This is a genomic window from Ruegeria sp. K5, from assembly GCF_056531805.1.
In genome coordinates this window covers 559,957-577,884 of sequence record NZ_JBQFML010000001.1, presented here as the reverse complement: position 1 = coordinate 577,884, position 17,928 = coordinate 559,957, and the positions used below count along the sequence as shown (strand labels likewise).

Genomic DNA, 17,928 nt, shown 5'->3' with positions numbered 1-17,928 from the left:
CTTTCAGACCGGAACGCAAAAGGCCCCAAGCAACCACCACGGGGTCAACCGCAGTAGCCGTTCGGGGCCTGTTCAGGGATTCGTTAGGGGTCAGTTGATGGTGGATTGCGAAGGGTTTGTGGCACCCTCATCGTCAGGGAAGTCTGGTAGGTCGTCCAAAGCGTCGTCTAGAGCGTTACTAGCTCGCTGCTTCTCTTTGGCCTCGGCCTCTTCTGCCTCACGCTTCTTGTCCTCGGAGTTTAGAAAGCGGTGCGCTTCAGCCAACCAACTCGCTTTAGGTTCGGAGCGCGAGATGATCGCACCAGTGGCGGGTTCGATCTCGGGGACACCGTTTGTCAGGCCGTCAATGAACTTCTTTCTTAACAGGACCCTGATTTCTTCGATGCCATCATAGTGGTCGTCACGTTCGCTCATTTGGCACCGTAGGCTTTCCGCTTGGTCTTGGCTGTCAGGGATGCAACCTGCGTCTCAAGCTCTGCAATCCGTTCCGCATCGGACTTGGGAAGGACTGCACTTTTCGACGTATCGGCATCCTGTGCAGCAGGCTGCCGCAGCATGATGGTACGCTGCTTGTTGAACTCGGCGTTCTTCGCTTCCTTGGCGGCCTTCACGGCTTCGGCCACAGGGTCGGCTGGGGGTTCAACTTCAGCGTATGTGTAGCCGTAGTATGGGCTGCCCTCTTGCCCTGCCGGAATAGGCCCGGATTCCCTCAAAACCACATTACCACGCCGGACAAAGTGATATTTGATTTCCTCTGGCTTCAACACCTTTTCAACAGCATTCAGTGCAGCCTCTTCGGCTTCCTTAGCGCGCTGGTTCACGAGTTCCTTATGGGCGTCCACAACGACTGCCTCGGTGCCACCTGCACGCAAGCGCTCTTGCTTCAGCCGTTCAGCCGTTGCTTCGGCTTCCTTGGCGATGCTCTCTGAGAGTTCCTTGGCAGCCACGTCGCGGGCTTCACGTTGGGCTTCTGCCTGAAGCTCATACGAGCGGATACCTTGGGGCAGGAATTGGTCTTGTTCATTCATGAGTAGTAAATCCTTTTGGGGGGTGGGTTATGAGTAGACCTTGTCGAGAACGGCTTTGATGCCGGTCATCGAACCGTCGGTCAGGAAGTCGCCAAAGGCAGCTTTGCCCTCGGCCAGAAGTTCAGGGTCGCTAGCGATGACTTGGGCAACCATGTCGGGGTCCATGCCAGCGGCAGCGATTTGGTCGGTCAGGTAATCGAGACCATCCTCAATCACGTCAGCCATATCGTTAGCGGCGGCTTCGACAGCCTCATCGGTGGCACCCTCGCCCAACGCCTCGCGGATAGCGTCAACGTCGATCATGTTGCCGTCTTCAATAGCTTGGCCAAGGATGGTGCCAGCAGCATCTTCGCCCATGCTGTCGACCAGCCCGTTAACGATCTCAGTGTTCTCTTCGCCGAACATTTGGTCCAAGTCCTGAGGTCCAAGCTGGTCGCTTAGATCGTCGTCATCTTGGGGGCCTTCAGGTTTGCTTTCAGGTGCAACCTCAGGGTTCGCCTCAAGCTGTTCTTTGGTAATCAAACCAGCGGTCAGAGCAGCTTCAACAGAGGTACGACTTGCGGGGTTGCCGGGGACAACCTCTACGGTTCGGACACCGCCTTCGTTGCGGATGGATGCGGCGACGTTATGCGGCGTTTCCTGACCAGCGGTATACTCACCACCAGCGGTCACACCGCTATCCATAAGGATGCCATTGGTGACACCTTGGGTGTCCATAGCGGCGGCAGCTTCTTCGAGGCTCATTCCTTCATATGGGTTCATTGTTGTTCAGTCCTTTTCAGGTGTTGGGTTGCGCCTGTGCTTTCTCACGGGCGATGCGGTTGAAGGTTTGGCGCTTGCGTTTGGCGACTGTGCGCTTGATCTGGTCCACGCGCGTGGGCGTGATCTGGCCAGCCGCAAGTTCTGCGTTCAGGCGTTCCTCTATGGTCGGCCCTGAGTTGGCTGCTTTCATGCCCCTGAAGTCACCCTTGGCGTTTCCGTAGATAACTCTCAGCAGGGCGTTGCTGATGTCAGCGCGCAGGTCCACTTGCTCAGCGTCTTCACCTGCCTCAGTGGCGAAGTGAAAGCGAACACGGTCATAGAGCGTGATGGGGTCGACATAGCTCACGACCGCCTTCCACGGCGTTTGCAGGTTGTCGCGCCACTCAAAGGAAAACAGGTCTGAGTCCTCTGCCTTGGTGATCTTCCAGTTGTCATCGCCACTGTACTCGGAAGATGCGGTCCGGTTGCTGCGGCGTTGGTTCGCCACAACGATACGCTTAGTCTTCATGGTCTTTTCCTTTTGTGGGGAGTGTGTCGATGAACACGTCGTCTTCAGAGGCGGCGATGGCCTCTAAACCCTTCGCCAACAGACCAGCGACAATCTCTTGGTTACCAAGTTCAAACGGGATTTCTGGGTGGGCCTCAGCGAAGCGCTTACGCACAATGTCCAGCAAGACATACGTGGTGGGCTTCAACCGCACGGGCAGGTTCACAGGCAGCTTATGGCCTTCGTAGCCTAAGGCTGAGCGTCGATCTCGCATCCTGTCCAGCATGCGGCCCACTTCAACGTCCCCGAACATATCCCTTATGGCGTTCTCTAAGCGGGTCGTCTGGATGCGCCTGATGGGGTGACTGGTCGACCGCATTGACTTGAGATCGGCTTCTGCTTTTTGCATCGGCGTCATGTATCGTTCACGGGCGAACTCGGTCCGTGCCTTGCGGCCTTTGACTTTTCCGGGGATTAGCACGCGCTTCTTCGGCCCCGTCCTAGGGGGCACCATCGGCTTCGGCATGGGGTATCCTTTTAAAATAGAAAAGGCCCCACCTTCGGTCAGAAAGGCAGGGCCAGGAATTAGGGTGTGATGGTGAACCTGAAGGGGTCTGCTTAGGCAGCCATCGGCAGGCGCTCAAGTTGGGCTGAGTTGAGCCAGTCGGTCAGGATACGTCGCATCCTGTCGGACGGGACATAGACGGTGATGGGTTCACCAATGCGAACGCGGGAACGGTAGAGCCATTGCACCAACTCGGTCAGGGCGTACTGCTCACCCCACTTGTCCGGGTCCTTCTTTAAGTAGCTGCACAACACCGGATTGGGATGCTGATCGTAGAGATAGAAGGCATGCGAACAGTTGATGTAGTCATTGATGCCTCGGGTCTGGTTGGCAACCCATTGCAGACCGCCTTTCACCTTCCACTGCCCGTGTGTCTCAGACCAGCGGCCATATAGCCCGGTGCTTTTCATCATCGCACTGGCTTTCCGGCGTTTGTCGGCACCCCCATCGAAGTAGAGGTTGGCCGCGCAGGTGATCATGATGTTTTCCTTCGGGGTGTCCCTGAGGGGACCATCAAAGTACATCTTACGGAGCTTGCTACCCAGCGTCTTGGCGACACCGGGCGGTAGCCGACTGGTCTGGGCGCTGTGGGTCAACTTCATCGGCTTCCCTTTGACAACCGGCAGGTCCATCGTTTCGACGGTGATCAGGTCGCGCTGGGCGCATATCCAGTCACTCTCACCTGCCCACCTCTTCACTTCAAAGGGGGCACCTATCCGGTCGAGATAGGCGGCGATCATGCTGCCTTCGGTAAGGTAGGTCAGGATTTCTAGGCTTGAAGGTGCCATAAGTAGCGCCGTGGGGATTGCCAGAACGATAGGTCGACCATCTTCTGCTACGAACAAGCGGCCCCTTGAGGCTTCGTTTAGCAGCCGCCCTAGGGTTCCCATAAGGCCGGTCACGCTCATGTGCTGAAACCATGCCGGGTTCGGGGAAACCTTTCGGGTGAAGAGGTCCACGTTGGCAAAGCCTGTGTCCAACACTTGTTCCTGAAAGTTCCGCTTACTGATGGCGGTGCCAATCTCAAGGGGTGTTGGGCATTCGTCGATCATCAGACGGTATTGGTTCAGAAGACCAGCCATCGCCAAATGTTCGAGACGGATGAAGAGAGCGTGCGTGCAGACGATGTTCAGGCCAGCTTTCAAAAGCGCCTCAATGTCTATCGTTTTGTTGTTGCCTTCGGGAACCGTCAGCATGGCCTCAGGGGCACCTGAAACAATCCTCTGGACCTCGGACAATCGCGGGGTCACCACCAGCACAGGCCTGTGCGTATCTAAGTTCCACTGTCTGAGTTCGTTGATGAGTTTGGTGGTCTTTCCTGTCCCGCAAGGCTGGTCAATGAATGTGATCTTGGTCATGTCTACCTTCCTTTCGGTGACAACGATTAGGGGGATGGGGTGATTGTTTGGGAAAAGGCGGCGGACGTCCCTGCACCCAACATGAGAGACGCCCGCCAAGGTCCCCTCACGGCCAAAGGATAAGAAAAGCCGTTCGAGGGAACGAAACTACTATGTGTTATTCATGTAGTAGGTGTCTTTGGTAAGCTACTGTTTTCAGGCCGCTTTCACGCAGGTTCTATTGCAAGGCACTGTTCCGTCTGTCGAACTCCGCGATCAGTTCGGTTTCAACGTCCGATGCATCCAGACCAGCGGCCAGTTCTCGCGCCTTGAGTGCCGCGTTGCTCATCTGCCCAAACCAGTCATGGTTCTCTTCACGGGGCGCAATCTCGGCTTTCAGTTCGGCCTCAAACTCGGCAGCCCTGTATTGACGCCATTCTCTCACCTTCATGGTCACCCATTGGCGGCGGCGTTCGGCAAGCTCATTGGCAGCCTTCTGTTCTGCCCAAAGCTTCTTCATGGTCTCGCTGCGTTTTCGATTGGTGGCAGCTTGCTTGGCTTCCCGTTCGATCTGGGGCTTGGTTAGAGGCAGTCGGTTCTTCTTATGCTCTTTCTCTTGCTTCTTCGTTTGCATCGGCATCAGGGCGCGGCACAGGGCCACTCGGGACTTGCTGGTGTAGACCTTGCGGCAGAGTTCTTCGGCTCGGCTCTGGTCTTGTGTTTCATCTTCTTGGCTTTCCAGAGACGGGCGAAGGCGTCTTGCTGGGGCCGGGTCAGTGGTTTGCATCCCATGCTCTGAGGCGTGGGCATCGTCCATGTGTCTGTCATGGTATCCTTTGAGTGATGTTGGGGTTGGGTTCTGGTGGACGGAAGGGGCGCGTTGCGACTGCCGGTCGGTGGCACCTCAGCGGCGATCACGGCGGTTCCGTGTGTGCAATAGTGTGGGTGAATTACTGGTTGCCGTCGCTGAAATTGGTCTAAGTTTCGGATTCTTAAGGAAATTATCTCTCGTTGGCCCACCTTCATTCGCCGCAAAGCCTTCCTCAGCACAAGCTAGCTGTTCGGTCTTAGAGACGCGGTCGAGCGCAGCCGTTAGTCTTCAAACAACTCCGCATTCATCTCGGTCGACCACCATTCAGCATTTCTGCTCAATTGCCCGGTTGTGCGACCTCTAAGATAACTGACGTTCCGTTCATACCTTTTACGGGCCTCTGCCTCTGTGGCTACAGGAGCAAAGAACCTGCAGTTGTGGGCAGTATTGATCTCGGTTTCGACACCCTGTTCGAAGCAAAAAACTGGTTTTTCGTATTGCCCCAAGCCACCTTTCCGACAAAGAAGGCACGAACGCACATCAAGGCCCTTTTCAAACCGGGCCTCAACGCTGTTTTCGAAGTAGACTGCCGTGTAGTTCCATGGTGCGATATTGTTGCCGTTGTCTAAAAGCTTGAACAGTTTGGTGGAGCGCCTCGACCGTACTGTGCCTAGGTCTTCGAACGGCATGGTGACTATCAGCGTTTTTCCACTTTCAAAAACAACAAATGCAGTGCCCTGTGCTGAGCATGGGGTCTTGCACCACTTTTCCTTAGGCTTCACCTGTTTGAGATTGTAGGTCGTGGTGTTTCGATCTTGCAGAGAAATACCTTCACGCAGACGGAGGACGTCTTCTTCGCTGTGCACTTCCACTTCGATAACTCTGATTCCACTCTTGATCTTTTCCGGCTCACAGGCGTGCGTGACCTTGATCTCAAGAAAAATCACTTCATCGCTCTTGCTGCTGGAAAGGAGCACGTCTGGAATGAAGCCAGCGTGAGCCGTTTCAAGTTCGACCTTGTCAAAAAAGTCAGTGACGTCCCATGTTTCGATCTCGTTCTCGGACCTACAGACGTAACCGAAGTCCTTGGCATACCGATCACAAATGAGAGGGCGTTCGTACCTTACGAAATAGGGTGATTTTGAGACCATGGCAGTCTGGATCGCCTCGCAAAGCGCTACCTTCGCCAGATAGTGCAAATACGTCTCGTCCGCACAGGCAGGTGTTCTTGGCCCGTGATGCTTGAAGTGATGCTCGCGGACTTTGCCCTTGTGAGGCACCATATCGCAGCCGCATTCGATACACCTGAATGGGCCGAGAGCGTATCGATCGCTGGGGTCTACTTCATCAATCGCGACGATTCTGCCGGATTCACCTACTGCGTAGCGATTGCCGTGCAATGCGTTGTTACAACTCGATACCATCCGCCGACTATACCCATCTGTCTGTCTGGCTTCTACGTCTGGTGCGGTTGGGTAACGTGTCGACTTAGCGCCCTCTTCTCCCCTTCAGTCGCCGCTGGGTTGTCCCTTAGGGCACGCAGACGTTCGACCTTACGGAGATCGTTGAGGGTCGCCGCACGGTTGTCGGGCTGGGGGGCTGCCTTGGTCTTCCCTATGGCGAGGACTTCGCGGATGGATGAGCAGGCATCAAAAAGAACACGTGTGTTCGTTTTCGCTTCGGCTACCTTCATGTACTTGTTCGCCATGTCACGGCTGAACGTGCAGTGCTGCTAGACCCACGGGATGAACTGCCCGTGCTTCAACTCAGCCTTCATCGCGATCAGTTCTTCCCCGATCTCTGATAGTCGAACAAGCGGTTGATTAGTTTCAATCTAAGTCGATACCTTGGATACACACGATACCAATTTGTACGCTGAAACGGGTAGTTTGATGTTCAAGTTTCTTCGCAAACTCATGGTTCTACTAGGCAAGAGGGCTGACACGATCATAGCTCTATCGGGAATACTAGTTGCTTCTTTGGCACTTTGGTTCACGGTGGACCAATCGAAGCGAGCAGAGAAGATCGAGCGCCTTAGGTGGGAACCTGAACTGGCATGGGGTATAGCAAGAAACCATAATGACGGCTTTACAGTCGCTTTGACGAATGAAGGACTGGGGCCAGCGCGGGTCAAATGGGTGCAGGTGTTCTGGGAGGATGAACGAATGCCCCACTGGACAGCAGTCTATCTCAAAGTCAATGAATCAGAAGGCGGTGGCTTACCTTCGGAGATTGATCAAGTCTTCGGGATTCCACACCCTGAAACCGTAATTCTTGCAGAAGGAGAACGCAGCAAGCGCCCATTGTTGAGTGAAAGGCACCCTGTCTGGCGCGATGGACTTTGGAGGGGCGCTCAGAAGATGAGCTTTGCGGTATGCTACTGCTCACTTCTGCAAGAGTGCAAGTTAGAGGTGTGGACCCGGCAACCTGAGCTAATTGCCCCGACTATCTCCAAAGGTAGCTGTAGTGCGGATACAAGGTACTCCACCCTGTTTGATGTTTCACCAGATTATCTTTCGAAAAACTTAGACTGACGAAGTGGACCGGCTTAACTGAGAGTTGGAGACCATGTACCCGTCAATTTGATTGGAAGGGCACCTTAGGTCTCACCTTCCTTTACCCGAGGGTGCCCGAGGCAGTCGAACGCCCTGCCAGCCACTTCTTGTGGTTCGTGAAGGTCAGACTGTAGCGACCCACATCAACGAAGGTCTCACCCGGTCCCTCACGGGTCACCTTAAAGGGCACTGAATGCTGGTGACGCTCGATAAGCAAGTCAAAGTGGCCGACGCAAAAGTCAAATACGATCATTCTACTATTCCTATTCTTGGTAGTGGTGCATCACCGCGATGCAACGCATAGATGAATCCTCAAGGAATCTCCGTCAACCCCTTATTTTTATTGCACTTTCGGGAATTTCCCGCAGGTGGAGAGACCCACCTCTGAGAGCGTTGAGATGCGCCCCAGCGGTTTAGGTTGGGTGATCAGCTACGGCCTTCGGCTTCTCCATCATACGCCGCTCGGCATCTGTGGGCACGCCGACTGACGTAAACCTGCTAGTGTCTGCGGACTTGCGGGTTCCGAAGTAGCGGTAGGCAGATAACTATTCGCCCAGTCGTTCCATTCGTTTTCGAGCTTCGTCTGAACCTAAGTCGGCTGCGCGAGCGTATATTCTTCTTGCTGCGTCTGCGTTTGGAACAGGAAATGGAGACCTTTCCGCATTGAAGGTTGCTGGGTCGTGCATTTCCGCCATGAGGATTAAAGCGGAAATTCTGGTATCTGTTTCGGTGTCTTGGTCAAGGGAAAGGCTCATCAAAGCGCCAAAGGCTAATTGAAGGTTCTCCTGCCCGCCTTCTTCAATCAACGCCAGAGTAATACTTATTTGGTCTTCACCTGAAAGACTCTCGCTGCGTTGCGCCACTTCCCCCACTAAGTCGTGAACACCGCCTCCACGGTAGTAGAACCCCGCTCCTCCGAAGCCACCAGCAATCACAATTAGCAATACTACCAGCGCTCGATACTTCCTAGGGCCTTTGTTAGGAGGCTCGGGTTCGCCGCCGTAAGCGGCTCGAGCCATGCTCCGCTTAGGCTTAGTATATCGTGGTCCGTCCCAATCGCTCATAACGACCCTAAATCACATTGATGGTTGCGCGTGCCATCTCAAATCCAATCCAGATGGCAGAAGCGACGCAAAACAAAATCTTTAGGTTGTAAGTCAGCCGCCTGATTGTACCTGAAGCTGACGGGTACGGATACCTGCCGCTTTCTTCGTCCTTTTCTTCAAGAATTTTGAGTAGGCCCCGGTTTTGATAGTCCGCTGCGACATACTGCAACAAATCGCAGACCAGCGAGAGGATTGCTAAGCAAGCCGGGCCTGCAATTCGCGCAGGGCTCAAGAAGCCGTCCCCGCCGCTCGCAGTGCCTTCGATAACAAAAGATATGCAAGTCACTAATATACCGACGGAGACTGTCCAGACACGGTCGCTGATTCGCGATGTCGTCCAATTCAGGTTTTCAATGATGGTCTTCTTGTCAGGCATGGGTAAGGCGGCTTCGTTTGAATGCCTCAACGCTTACACGTGCACCCATGCTTGTAAACAAGACAAGCCCGGTTGATCTCTGTAAATACAACAGCAGACGTCGGTGCAACTGTAGGGAAAGCTCGCTTTGTCCCGCTTAGCTGCCGTCATAACCCGATGGCGCGCCTACATTCCCCTGCGAGGCACCTGATGGCGTGACTTCACGATGACTGATGGAAGGCCATGGGTCGATCACCTAAAGCGATACCAAAAGGTGTTATATTACGGTGACCTGATGGGTGACTGAGGTGGTGGTTTAGGTGTCCGCTAGAGTTGTGCTGGTTTGTACGCCCCTTTGCACAGATGCTCAGCCTGTGCGGAAAAAGACCACGGTAGTTCGGTGCGCTGTCTGCGCCTCAAGCGGTGCCTGACCATGTGAAAAGGATTGTATATCCTCCGCATGTCCCTTGTTTTCTGCGCTCTGGTAGCTTGATGGTGCCTTGAACGGTGACATGAGGCCACCTTAGGTGTGCTGTTTGTGTGCTGTGAAGTGGTTCGATCAGGGGGCACCGGGGGGTACGCGCTACACTATGCTCTATCTCTGGCACTCACATTTTTTCGCCAATTTTGTGGAAAGCTGGTGCTAGAAAAGATCATTGATGACCAAAGGTATTCCCAACCTCACCAACACCTTAGCCGCACTTTTTGGGGTCACCTGTACGGCCAACTTTTAAGCCCACCTGTTAGTTCTCTCCTGCCGATGCCCCTGAAGGCTCTCTGTTGGCTTGCTGAGTGGCGTCCTGAGGGATGTGTGATGATGGGTTAAGGTTCGATCATTCTCATCAACCAACCAAAGCCGAGAGGCTCTAAGGTGCCCCTGATGGTATGCCTGAATGATTCAGATGCCCTATCAGGTGCCTACCTTAAGGTGCAGACTTACCTGTTCTTGCGAACATGGTGATAAAGTATCAACCGGAAGTGATGGTAGACTATCATCCATCCTCAATTGGTCTTTCGGAGCGAATGCGACCCTTGAGTGTCCCCTGATGGTGCCCCTTAAGAAGGGACTGAACTAAGACTTTTATCTAACGGGAATGGGTCCTTAAGTCCCTAATTTATATGGATAAAAGTGACCCTCAGGAGAGTCTATCTCTCCCAGCCTTTTTCGGCGTCACCTAGTTGGACACACGAAAAATTGGATGCGAGGTCTCGCCCTTTTCCCAAAGTTGCTTCTTAAACTCTTCAATTACCGCTGGTTGCTTGAAGTATGGCCCATATCTCTTCACTTCAGAGTGTTGCTCACCATAATCTGAGGCGAGGAAGTCGGCGGTTGTTCCACGAAGAAAAGCCTCCCAAGGGACCAGCAACATGGTTGCAAAGCACTCAGCCTCAGCTTCTTCTTTAGTATCCACCACCTGCTGAATCTCCCCCTTTCCGCCAATCATCTGACACGAGTTTTGTGCAAGTAGCTGAGGTTCAAAAGCCAACTTCCCGTCCGAGTCTAGTTGGTCCCTGTGCAGCAAGTAGTGGCCAATCTCATGCGCCACAACATGCCTACAGAAGTGAACGCCCTTTGCGAGTTTTGCATAGCGACCCTCCTCACAGTGGAGAGTGACGCCGTGGGATTCACCAACAATAACCGCGAACGCACCGCGTGCAGTTGCGGGCAAGACTTCCGAAATTCGATAGTCAAAATCGTCATTGCTTGACGCCAACTCTTCAAGTGTTTTTTCCAAGTTCAGCTTATGCGTTTCCTCGGCAAAACCCCTGCGAAATTGGCTTGCCAGAATACAAATCTCAACGAACCTTGGGAGTTGCAGGTGCGCCCGTTTCGCCTTTGAGCTATGCTTCTTACGACTTTTGTTGCTTTGAAACATGAGCGCAGAGACACGTTCACCTGTCTCTTTTTCAATGATCTGCTGAATTTCGGCGACCGCCTTGGGTGATAGGTCCTTTCCGAATTGCCGCAGCAAGGCCACCACATTTGGGTGTTCAGAGTGTTGCGCCTGTTCTTTCCTCACCTCGTTAGAAAAGCTGGCAAGCTTCCGGAGGTGGTGCGCTTCTTCTCCGGTCGTATCAAGGAACCTGAGGTAAACGCGAAGTACGTCGTCGCTGATCGCAGCCCGTTGATACTCGATGTTGCTAATCCGTGAGAGCGACCATCCCGTCAGTTCTGCAAAAGCCGACTGAGTGATGCCGCGCTCTGCACGTATCTTTTGAACAGCTTTTCCAAATCCCGAACGCATGACTTCGCCCACTTCAACTTTACCGATTTCGTGTGAAGTACCTTATGTTGAGCAGTGCGCTTCAGTCAATACCATATCTGGTTTAGTCAACTACGACCGCCATTGAGCAGATTTAGAGCTTTGGCTTCTGGCTTCCGCCAAAGGAGGCGTATTAGGGCAAGTTTGTCGGGGCCGCATCATATCCTGTAATTACAACACCACCCCGGCGCTGGATCGCGTGGCGGAAGCCTATTCTGGGCACATTCAGCTATAGGTGATGGACTAGAACAATTTAGGCGGGCCACAGTTCGACTAGCTGTACTTATTGTCAATCTCGCTGGCCAGCGCAGCAGCAGCCTCCTGAAGGTCGCGCATCTTTTGCATTTCGGCCTTCAACTCAGACGAAGCGTCCGCCGGTTTGTGTTTTGCTCTGGCGTTCACGAGATCATTGATTGCCTCGCGCCATGCGTTACCTTTTGATGCATAGTCAGATATGTCGATACCGCTCGCAGTACAACGAACGCGAAATAGCGCCCGTCGACTGTCTATCGAGAACCAATCCAACTCGTACTTTTCAAGATCAACATCTGCGCCCGTTGATTTCTCGTACAGCGCTTGGGCGTATTTTATGCCGGAAGCTCGAAGCTCGACGGACGCTGAAATAACCTCATAGAGGAGTTCCAGCAGTTCCTCTCGAGTGCGTGCATTGCGTTCACTCTTTGCAGTCATTCCCGGTAGTATAAAATCGCGAAGAACACTTACGAGACCTGTGGTCGCGCCAATTGCTGCAGCAATGCCAACCCAATCCATCTATCAAATTACCTCACGCTGTATTGAAGGCACCTACACGCCTAACCATTTTGACCGAACGGGTCTACAGAACTAACTTAAAGCCCAGCCTTCACGCCCCACCTAGCGAACTCTCTAAGCCGCGCCTCACGTCCACCGTAAGTATTCTCAGCAACCGATTGAGCGGAATGCCCTAGATACCCGTGACGGACCTCTACAGGTGCCCCTGCATCCCTCAGCTTATCGCTTGCCCTGTGGCGCAGCCCGTGGACCTTCATACGCTTGTCGTCAGTGTGCTTTCTAACCGCCTTCATCAGAGCCGCAGAGGCAGCCGTAGGGCCTCCGTCACGGCCATATGAGGGGAACAGCGGCTCACTGCCCTTACGCCCTTCTAAGCGCGCCCTGAGGGATTCTCTGAGTCTCTCTGAGGCTATCGGAACATATCTGTCACTGTTGCTGTTCTTGATGCCGTTGATCTCGTTTGGGGTGATCAGGATAGACGGGGTTTCCCCGGTGAGGTCAACGTCGCTAATGCGCAGACCACAGGCTTCACCTAGTCGCATTCCAGTGCCTTTCAGCACCCGCCACATATCAGGAAGGTCTTTGCTTCTGCCGCCCTCTAGGGTCGTCTGTACGGCATCGGCAACGCTGTTTGGTAGCGGGACGTTCTTATCAAGTGAGCTAACCTGTTCTTTAGGCCACGGCAGGCGCTCGAAATGGCTTCGCTCTGAGGGTATTTCCAATTCCCTGACAGCATGGTTGTAGGCAGCGGCGACAATTTTCACTTCACGCTGACACGACTTGATGGCGAGAGGCTGTCCGTTGGATTTCTTGAGACTTAGCAGGTGGTCCATGAAGCAGCGGGCCGACTGGCGGTCGATACTCTCAATCGCCAAGCCTTTTAAAGGCTTCCCTAAGGCATCGCTCAACCGACCGAAAGTGCGGTCAATTCGAACCATCGCCTTCCGATCATCGGACAGCCCTTTATCCTTGGCGTAAATGTCGCGCATTTCGGCCAGTGTCGGCTTGGGGGCTTCCCGATCACGGTTCAGGACAGCAGCTACAACTTCGGGGGCCTCCCCACGTGCAGCCAGACGGAGCCCCACTTCACCTCGGGTCCAGCTATCTTCAGGGTTTGCTCCCTGAACAACTGCCGCACGGTGCTCGGTAAGGCGCTGGGCGTCGATGAACTTTTGAGTAGCTGACCGTGTGTCATGGCTGGGGTAGCGGGCGAGAGTTTCAGCCACCAACTTGTCGAAGGTGTAATTCAACATCTCATATTCGCGGTAGAATGCCGCACCTTCTCGGTTACCGATGTGCTTCTGGAACCAACCAGTGCCCAAGACTTTAGCAAGCGACTTGGGCAAACGACGACGATAACGCCATTGGTTGCCGTTGATTTGGTCCACGTACTTAATTCTGAAAACTGCGGCCATTTGTGTGCTGTCTCCGTGTGCTGTCTGTTACCTGCAACACGCTCGAAAACACCGGAAGGCCTTATTTTATTGGCTCGAAAACGCAGTTCGAACCGGTTGTGGTGCCCAAGGAGAGACTCGAACTCTCACGCCCGTGAAGGCGGGGGATTTTGAAACCCCAGACAAATTTTACCAATTGTTTTTATTATGTTTTTTGGAGCGCACGTCACCAGTTTGTGCCTCTAAGTCACCAAGGTCACTCGCATGTCAGCAGATGCCTTAGTCCACTCCCTTCAAAGAAACAAAAAATCCCCGGCGACAACAAAAAAGACATACGCAGGTTGGCACATAAAATCCACCAAGCACATTGGTGCCACGGGACCCGGTTTGATTGCGGATGACATTAAGGTGGTGCCCTTCCCCGGACTCGAACCGGGACGCCGTTACCGGCAAGAGATTTTGAATCTCTCGTGTCTACCATTCCACCAGAAGGGCACTGGAGCTGTCGTTTATTGAACCGTTAGAGGGTCGTCAATAGCGACGTAACCGCAATCGGATGGTTGCCTCAAAAACTCTTGAAATTCCAGCGCGAACACTGGCGATTCGAGAGACCGGTAAGCAGGCAATGCTTAGTCTTAGGCTGCGTGACGATCATTAGAGTTGGACTATCCCAACATCCAACCGGAGATCGTGTCGACAACTTTATAGAAAATCCACATCGCGACACCCCCCAAAAACAACCTGTGCTTGAGTGCCTTGTCGTTATTCTCATCAAGGACGTTCACCGGGAAAGCCCACTTAGCGTAGGTAATTAAGGCGCGATATAGGACGAGGCCAAAACCCACAAAGTACACAAACAGGGGCCACCTAAAGAGTTCATAACTTCCACCCACAGGAATTAATTTGTTCATGTAAACAGTTGAAAAATATAGAAGTGTGGGAAACGCGAAGAGCCACATTCCGATATCGTAAGTGAAGTTGCGGTGAATGGGAGCATACCAAGTTTTGTGGCTAGTCAGTTTCCTCTCGACTGCTCTCACCACAGCGTTCAGGAAAGAGATGTCTTCCGCGCGGACCCATACGTGACTGTCGTTTCGCGTTGCCTCCGATACTAGTGGATTGGGGTCAAATACCTCGGGTTTGTCAAAATCCAGGAAAACATCGATTATGTTCTTCGGCTCACTGCCACTGGCGTTACGCTTAAATGCGGTGGTGTTGGTGAAGTGGATCGACTTTATGGGGTTCGGAAGTTGGGGGTGATCGAACACTTCTATGGTCTCTCCGTAGAGCCTTTGATCCCTCATCCCAGTTACAACGACGGTCAATCGAAACGCGTCATCCAAAACAAGTCGTTTGCGTCTCTCCCAATCCTCGTCAGTTTCGTCTTCCTGCCTAGGCAAGTTGGCCACTAACTGTTCACCAAAAGCACGGTTGGGTGCGTCTAACTCACTATACACCTCCTTGACTGCATCCAAAGAAAGTCTGCAACCGCGAACGGGTAGTCTTTCTTCGAACCAATTCACAGGTTTGCGCTCTAACACATCTAATGTATCATCCGACATCACTTCCTCTTAGGTAATATACAAGCGCTAAACGTAACTAATAATACGACTTTCCGAAGACCCGATACCAGCTTTAGTGAACCATGCTTTGACCGACGATGGAAGTTCACCATCATCCAAATCAATCGTGTCACCAATTTTTGGGAGTGACCTGCAGCAATGGGAAACTCCCGCCGATGGTGGTGTTCGGAAACCCAAGGACACAATGGTCCCGCTACGCCTGATTCACATTGCTAGGAGCCTTCAATGGTTCCCACAGGTGGAGGTATTCTTGATTTTGAATCCCCTGCGTCTACCATTCCGCCACTTGGGCCACGGACACTGGATTAGCGCCCAGAGCGGGGAAGGTCCAGAGGCAAAAATCAACCTTCGGACCGATTGTTTGCACCCCAGCGGTTGACGGGTCCACGGGTGCGTGATTTGGCTGGCACGGTCAAAGACCGGGATCTGAGTAAACCATGTTACGATCGCTTTACGACTGGACCATTCGACTGGCCGAGCATCCTCGGGCGCTTTGGGCGCTGGCGATTGTCGCCTTTGTCGAAAGCTCATTTTTTCCGATCCCGCCTGATGTGCTTATGATCCCGATGATTCTGGCCCGCCCCTCACGCGCCTGGCTGATTGCCGGCGTTGCTCTGGTGGCCTCGGTTTTGGGCGGTCTGCTGGGCTATGCGATCGGAGCCTTTGCCTATGAAAGCATCGGCCAACCCATTCTGGAGGCGATGGGCAAAGCCCACGCAATGGAAGAGTTCAACACCCGCTTCAACGATTTCGGCTTCTGGGCTGTGCTGGCGGCGGGGGTGACGCCCTTCCCTTACAAGGTCATCACCATTATGTCGGGCTGGACGGGCATGCCGCTTGGAACCTTCGTCGCGACCTCGATTCTGGCGCGCGCGCTGCGGTTCTTCCTTGTGGCGGGCCTTCTTTGGAAATTTGGCGAACCGATCCGGGATTTCATTGAAAAGCGTCTGGGCCTGATGTTCACGCTGTTCATCATCCTGCTGTTCGGCGGCTTTCTTGTGGTGCGATACCTATGACGAAACGCACAACCTATGTGGTGCTGGCGGCTGGCGGATCAGCCGCCCTGTTGCTGGGGGCCTGGGCCTTTCAGTATGTCGGTGGGTTGGCACCGTGCAAAATGTGCGTCTGGCAGCGCTACCCCCATAGCGCCGCCATTGTGATCGGCGCATTGGCGTTGGCCCTGCCAACTGTTCGCTTGCTGCCCCTGGCCGGTGCCCTGGCCGCGCTGACAACCGCTGCCATCGGTCTTTTTCATGCGGGCGTCGAGCAAGGCTGGTGGGAAGGCCCGACCAGCTGCACCTCGGGCGATATTGGGGGGCTGTCGGCGCAAGAGCTGATGGATCAGATCATGTCCGCCCCGCTGGTGCGCTGTGATGAGATCCCATGGCAGATGCTGGGCCTGTCCATGGCCGGATGGAACGCGGTAATCTCGGCGGTGCTGGTTCTGTTCTGGCTCGCCGCCTGGCGCGCGAAGGCTTAGATCTCGTCCAGTTCGGCATCCCAGTACAGGAAATCGATCCAGCTTTCGTGCAGGTGGTTCGGCGGAAACTTTCGCCCGATATTGCGCAGCGCTTCGGCATCGGGCTGACGCGGCGGTTTGCGCAGGGTCATGCCTGCCTGGCGCAGAGATTTGGACCCTTTGCGCAGGTTGCACGGACTGCACGCCGCAACCACATTCTGCCAGCTTGTCACCCCACCCGCAGCGCGCGGCACCACATGGTCAAACGTCAGGTTGTCGCGACTGCCACAATACTGACAGCGGAACTCATCCCTCAGAAATAAATTAAAGCGCGTGAAGGCCACGCGCTTTCTGGGTTTTACATAGTCTTTCAAAACAACGACCGAGGGTATTCGGATCTCGGTGCTCGGGCTTCGGACGACTTCGTCGTATTCGGCCACGATGTCCACCCTGTCCAGCCAGGCAGCCTTGATCGCCTCTTGCCAGGGCCACAGCGACAGCGGGTAATAGGACAAGGGGCGGTAATCGGCATTCAAAACCAGCGCCGGGTGATGCTTGAGCGTCCCCGGCTCTCTTACAAATTCGGTCCTGAAGTCTCCGTCCATAACAGAATCGCTCCTCGCTCTCAGCTGCCCGTTTGTGACACCAGAGCGGGGAGCACCCGCCCCGGCCTTAAGATAACTATATATCGTGGTAAATCTCTGACAAGCCCTGAGTTTCCACAATATCTCGAAGACTGGGTAAGCCTGTTCCGTAACAGGCACATGACAGTTATCCACAGGTTGCACACAGCATGTTTTGCAGGCTATGGCGGAGGCATGTCGTGGTTCATTCGATTCAACAAACCTTTTGACGTGCTGCCGCAGTTCACCGATCGCGGCAGCGCCGAGTCGCCACGTCGAACACTGTCCGATTTCATCGATCTGCCGGGGGTCTACCCGGCAGGGCGGCTGGATCGGGACAGCGAGGGGTTGATGCTGTTGACCGATCATGGGCGGCTTCAGGCGCAGATCTCGGACCCCAAGCACAAGATGGCCAAGACCTATTGGGTTCAGGTCGAAGGCGAGCCCGATGCAGCCGCACTGAAGGCGCTGCGCGATGGGGTCGAATTGAAAGACGGCCTGACCCGCCCTGCCAAAGCGCGTGAGATGGACGAGCCGGATGGCCTTTGGCCCCGCACGCCACCGATCCGCGAACGCAAGTCCGTGCCGGACAGTTGGATCGAACTGACGATCCGCGAAGGCAAGAACCGGCAGGTGCGCCGGATGACGGCGGCGGTTGGGCTGCCGACCTTGCGCCTGATACGCTATCGCATCGGCGACTGGACGCTGGATGATCTGGAGCCCGGCCAATGGGACAGCCTGCCCCTGCCCGACCTCAACACAGCCCCGCAGCGCAAACGCGACCGCCGCACGCGGCGGTGACACGGGCGGCTCATCTCTGCTAAAATG

20 protein-coding genes and 1 tRNA gene are annotated in these 17,928 nt (G+C 54.3%); 4 read left to right on the top strand and 17 right to left on the bottom strand.

The window, feature by feature from the left end; genetic code table 11:
• Positions 1-90 precede the first annotated feature (90 nt).
• The 8 genes from ACR0MO_RS02965 to ACR0MO_RS02930 form a co-directional block, all read right to left on the bottom strand.
• Entirely contained in the window at positions 91-414 is a 324-nt protein-coding gene (locus ACR0MO_RS02965) for a hypothetical protein (protein WP_480889652.1), read from the bottom strand.
• Complete coding sequence (locus ACR0MO_RS02960; protein ID WP_480889651.1) at positions 411-1,028, bottom strand: hypothetical protein; 618 nt, start codon at positions 1,026-1,028, stop codon at positions 411-413. The genes ACR0MO_RS02965 and ACR0MO_RS02960 overlap by 4 nt, the downstream gene beginning before the upstream one ends.
• A 27-nt stretch (positions 1,029-1,055) precedes the next feature.
• Positions 1,056-1,790: a hypothetical protein gene (locus tag ACR0MO_RS02955; protein ID WP_480889648.1), complete on the bottom strand. Its 735-nt coding sequence runs from the start codon at positions 1,788-1,790 to the stop codon at positions 1,056-1,058.
• 16 nt (positions 1,791-1,806) lie between these two features.
• The gene (locus ACR0MO_RS02950) at positions 1,807-2,298 is read right to left on the bottom strand and encodes a hypothetical protein (protein ID WP_480889646.1); all 492 of its coding nucleotides are present in this window, start codon (positions 2,296-2,298) and stop codon (positions 1,807-1,809) included.
• Positions 2,288-2,803 (bottom strand): hypothetical protein, encoded by a 516-nt coding sequence (locus ACR0MO_RS02945; RefSeq protein ID WP_480889644.1) that lies wholly within the window; start codon positions 2,801-2,803, stop codon positions 2,288-2,290. Before ACR0MO_RS02945 ends, ACR0MO_RS02950 begins: the two co-directional genes overlap by 11 nt.
• Before the next feature lie 92 nt (positions 2,804-2,895).
• Positions 2,896-4,200, bottom strand: coding sequence for a DEAD/DEAH box helicase family protein (locus ACR0MO_RS02940; protein WP_480889641.1), 1,305 nt, complete (start codon positions 4,198-4,200; stop codon positions 2,896-2,898).
• Between the two features lie 217 nt (positions 4,201-4,417).
• Positions 4,418-4,996, bottom strand: coding sequence for a hypothetical protein (locus ACR0MO_RS02935; protein ID WP_480889638.1), 579 nt, complete (start codon positions 4,994-4,996; stop codon positions 4,418-4,420).
• 275 nt (positions 4,997-5,271) lie between these two features.
• The gene (locus ACR0MO_RS02930) at positions 5,272-6,273 is read right to left on the bottom strand and encodes a hypothetical protein (protein ID WP_480889636.1); all 1,002 of its coding nucleotides are present in this window, start codon (positions 6,271-6,273) and stop codon (positions 5,272-5,274) included.
• 609 nt (positions 6,274-6,882) lie between these two features.
• Here ACR0MO_RS02930 and ACR0MO_RS02925 point away from each other — a divergent pair.
• A complete protein-coding gene (locus ACR0MO_RS02925) occupies positions 6,883-7,524 on the top strand; it encodes a hypothetical protein (protein ID WP_480889634.1) in 642 nt (213 codons plus the stop codon).
• Positions 7,525-7,606: 82 nt separating this feature from the next.
• On the opposite strand, the gene ACR0MO_RS02920 is transcribed toward ACR0MO_RS02925, so the two are convergent.
• The 8 genes from ACR0MO_RS02920 to ACR0MO_RS02885 all read right to left on the bottom strand — a co-directional run bounded on the left by ACR0MO_RS02920 (position 7,607) and on the right by ACR0MO_RS02885 (position 14,997).
• A complete protein-coding gene (locus ACR0MO_RS02920) occupies positions 7,607-7,798 on the bottom strand; it encodes a hypothetical protein (protein WP_480889631.1) in 192 nt (63 codons plus the stop codon).
• Positions 7,799-8,090: 292 nt separating this feature from the next.
• Complete coding sequence (locus tag ACR0MO_RS02915; RefSeq protein ID WP_480889629.1) at positions 8,091-8,564, bottom strand: hypothetical protein; 474 nt, start codon at positions 8,562-8,564, stop codon at positions 8,091-8,093.
• Between the two features lie 52 nt (positions 8,565-8,616).
• Positions 8,617-9,027: a hypothetical protein gene (locus ACR0MO_RS02910; RefSeq protein ID WP_480547910.1), complete on the bottom strand. Its 411-nt coding sequence runs from the start codon at positions 9,025-9,027 to the stop codon at positions 8,617-8,619.
• 1,154 nt (positions 9,028-10,181) lie between these two features.
• On the bottom strand, positions 10,182-11,264 hold the full coding sequence (locus ACR0MO_RS02905; RefSeq protein WP_480889627.1) for a helix-turn-helix domain-containing protein: 1,083 nt from the start codon (positions 11,262-11,264) through the stop codon (positions 10,182-10,184).
• 279 nt (positions 11,265-11,543) lie between these two features.
• Entirely contained in the window at positions 11,544-12,041 is a 498-nt protein-coding gene (locus tag ACR0MO_RS02900) for a hypothetical protein (RefSeq protein WP_480889624.1), read from the bottom strand.
• Between the two features lie 77 nt (positions 12,042-12,118).
• Positions 12,119-13,456 (bottom strand): tyrosine-type recombinase/integrase, encoded by a 1,338-nt coding sequence (locus tag ACR0MO_RS02895; protein WP_480889622.1) that lies wholly within the window; start codon positions 13,454-13,456, stop codon positions 12,119-12,121.
• A 388-nt stretch (positions 13,457-13,844) separates the two neighbouring features.
• A tRNA-Leu gene (locus ACR0MO_RS02890) sits at positions 13,845-13,930 on the bottom strand.
• Between the two features lie 170 nt (positions 13,931-14,100).
• Positions 14,101-14,997 carry a hypothetical protein gene (locus ACR0MO_RS02885; RefSeq protein WP_480889619.1) on the bottom strand — a complete coding sequence of 299 codons (897 nt, stop codon included), beginning with the start codon at positions 14,995-14,997 and terminating at the stop codon, positions 14,101-14,103.
• Positions 14,998-15,455: 458 nt separating this feature from the next.
• Here ACR0MO_RS02885 and ACR0MO_RS02880 point away from each other — a divergent pair, with 458 nt between their 5' ends.
• Both ACR0MO_RS02880 and ACR0MO_RS02875 read left to right on the top strand, forming a co-directional pair.
• On the top strand, positions 15,456-16,034 hold the full coding sequence (locus tag ACR0MO_RS02880) for a YqaA family protein (RefSeq protein WP_480889617.1): 579 nt from the start codon (positions 15,456-15,458) through the stop codon (positions 16,032-16,034).
• Positions 16,031-16,498 carry a disulfide bond formation protein B gene (locus tag ACR0MO_RS02875; protein ID WP_480889614.1) on the top strand — a complete coding sequence of 156 codons (468 nt, stop codon included), beginning with the start codon at positions 16,031-16,033 and terminating at the stop codon, positions 16,496-16,498. Before ACR0MO_RS02880 ends, ACR0MO_RS02875 begins: the two co-directional genes overlap by 4 nt.
• Here the strand turns inward: ACR0MO_RS02875 and ACR0MO_RS02870 are convergent.
• The gene (locus ACR0MO_RS02870) at positions 16,495-17,082 is read right to left on the bottom strand and encodes an HNH endonuclease (protein ID WP_170450414.1); all 588 of its coding nucleotides are present in this window, start codon (positions 17,080-17,082) and stop codon (positions 16,495-16,497) included. The two genes, ACR0MO_RS02875 and ACR0MO_RS02870, sit on opposite strands and share 4 nt — an antisense overlap.
• Before the next feature lie 213 nt (positions 17,083-17,295).
• On the opposite strand from ACR0MO_RS02870, the gene ACR0MO_RS02865 reads away from it, so the two are divergent.
• Positions 17,296-17,901, top strand: coding sequence for an rRNA large subunit pseudouridine synthase E (locus tag ACR0MO_RS02865; protein ID WP_170621846.1), 606 nt, complete (start codon positions 17,296-17,298; stop codon positions 17,899-17,901).
• Positions 17,902-17,928 lie beyond the last annotated feature (27 nt).

Excerpts from the sequence above, each read along its gene's own strand:
- ACR0MO_RS02965 (WP_480889652.1), bottom strand. The coding sequence starts at position 414 with ATGAGCGAACGTGACGACCACTATGATGGCATCGAAGAAATCAGGGTC.
- ACR0MO_RS02960 (WP_480889651.1), bottom strand. The coding sequence starts at position 1,028 with ATGAATGAACAAGACCAATTCCTGCCCCAAGGTATCCGCTCGTATGAG.
- ACR0MO_RS02955 (WP_480889648.1), bottom strand. The coding sequence starts at position 1,790 with ATGAACCCATATGAAGGAATGAGCCTCGAAGAAGCTGCCGCCGCTATG.
- ACR0MO_RS02950 (WP_480889646.1), bottom strand. The coding sequence starts at position 2,298 with ATGAAGACTAAGCGTATCGTTGTGGCGAACCAACGCCGCAGCAACCGG.
- ACR0MO_RS02945 (WP_480889644.1), bottom strand. The coding sequence starts at position 2,803 with ATGCCGAAGCCGATGGTGCCCCCTAGGACGGGGCCGAAGAAGCGCGTG.
- ACR0MO_RS02940 (WP_480889641.1), bottom strand. The coding sequence starts at position 4,200 with ATGACCAAGATCACATTCATTGACCAGCCTTGCGGGACAGGAAAGACC.
- ACR0MO_RS02935 (WP_480889638.1), bottom strand. The coding sequence starts at position 4,996 with ATGGACGATGCCCACGCCTCAGAGCATGGGATGCAAACCACTGACCCG.
- ACR0MO_RS02930 (WP_480889636.1), bottom strand. The coding sequence starts at position 6,273 with ATGGTGCCTCACAAGGGCAAAGTCCGCGAGCATCACTTCAAGCATCAC.
- ACR0MO_RS02925 (WP_480889634.1), top strand. The coding sequence starts at position 6,883 with ATGTTCAAGTTTCTTCGCAAACTCATGGTTCTACTAGGCAAGAGGGCT.
- ACR0MO_RS02920 (WP_480889631.1), bottom strand. The coding sequence starts at position 7,798 with ATGATCGTATTTGACTTTTGCGTCGGCCACTTTGACTTGCTTATCGAG.
- ACR0MO_RS02915 (WP_480889629.1), bottom strand. The coding sequence starts at position 8,564 with ATGGCTCGAGCCGCTTACGGCGGCGAACCCGAGCCTCCTAACAAAGGC.
- ACR0MO_RS02910 (WP_480547910.1), bottom strand. The coding sequence starts at position 9,027 with ATGCCTGACAAGAAGACCATCATTGAAAACCTGAATTGGACGACATCG.
- ACR0MO_RS02900 (WP_480889624.1), bottom strand. The coding sequence starts at position 12,041 with ATGGATTGGGTTGGCATTGCTGCAGCAATTGGCGCGACCACAGGTCTC.
- ACR0MO_RS02895 (WP_480889622.1), bottom strand. The coding sequence starts at position 13,456 with ATGGCCGCAGTTTTCAGAATTAAGTACGTGGACCAAATCAACGGCAAC.
- ACR0MO_RS02885 (WP_480889619.1), bottom strand. The coding sequence starts at position 14,997 with ATGTCGGATGATACATTAGATGTGTTAGAGCGCAAACCTGTGAATTGG.
- ACR0MO_RS02880 (WP_480889617.1), top strand. The coding sequence starts at position 15,456 with ATGTTACGATCGCTTTACGACTGGACCATTCGACTGGCCGAGCATCCT.
- ACR0MO_RS02875 (WP_480889614.1), top strand. The coding sequence starts at position 16,031 with ATGACGAAACGCACAACCTATGTGGTGCTGGCGGCTGGCGGATCAGCC.
- ACR0MO_RS02870 (WP_170450414.1), bottom strand. The coding sequence starts at position 17,082 with ATGGACGGAGACTTCAGGACCGAATTTGTAAGAGAGCCGGGGACGCTC.
- ACR0MO_RS02865 (WP_170621846.1), top strand. The coding sequence starts at position 17,296 with ATGTCGTGGTTCATTCGATTCAACAAACCTTTTGACGTGCTGCCGCAG.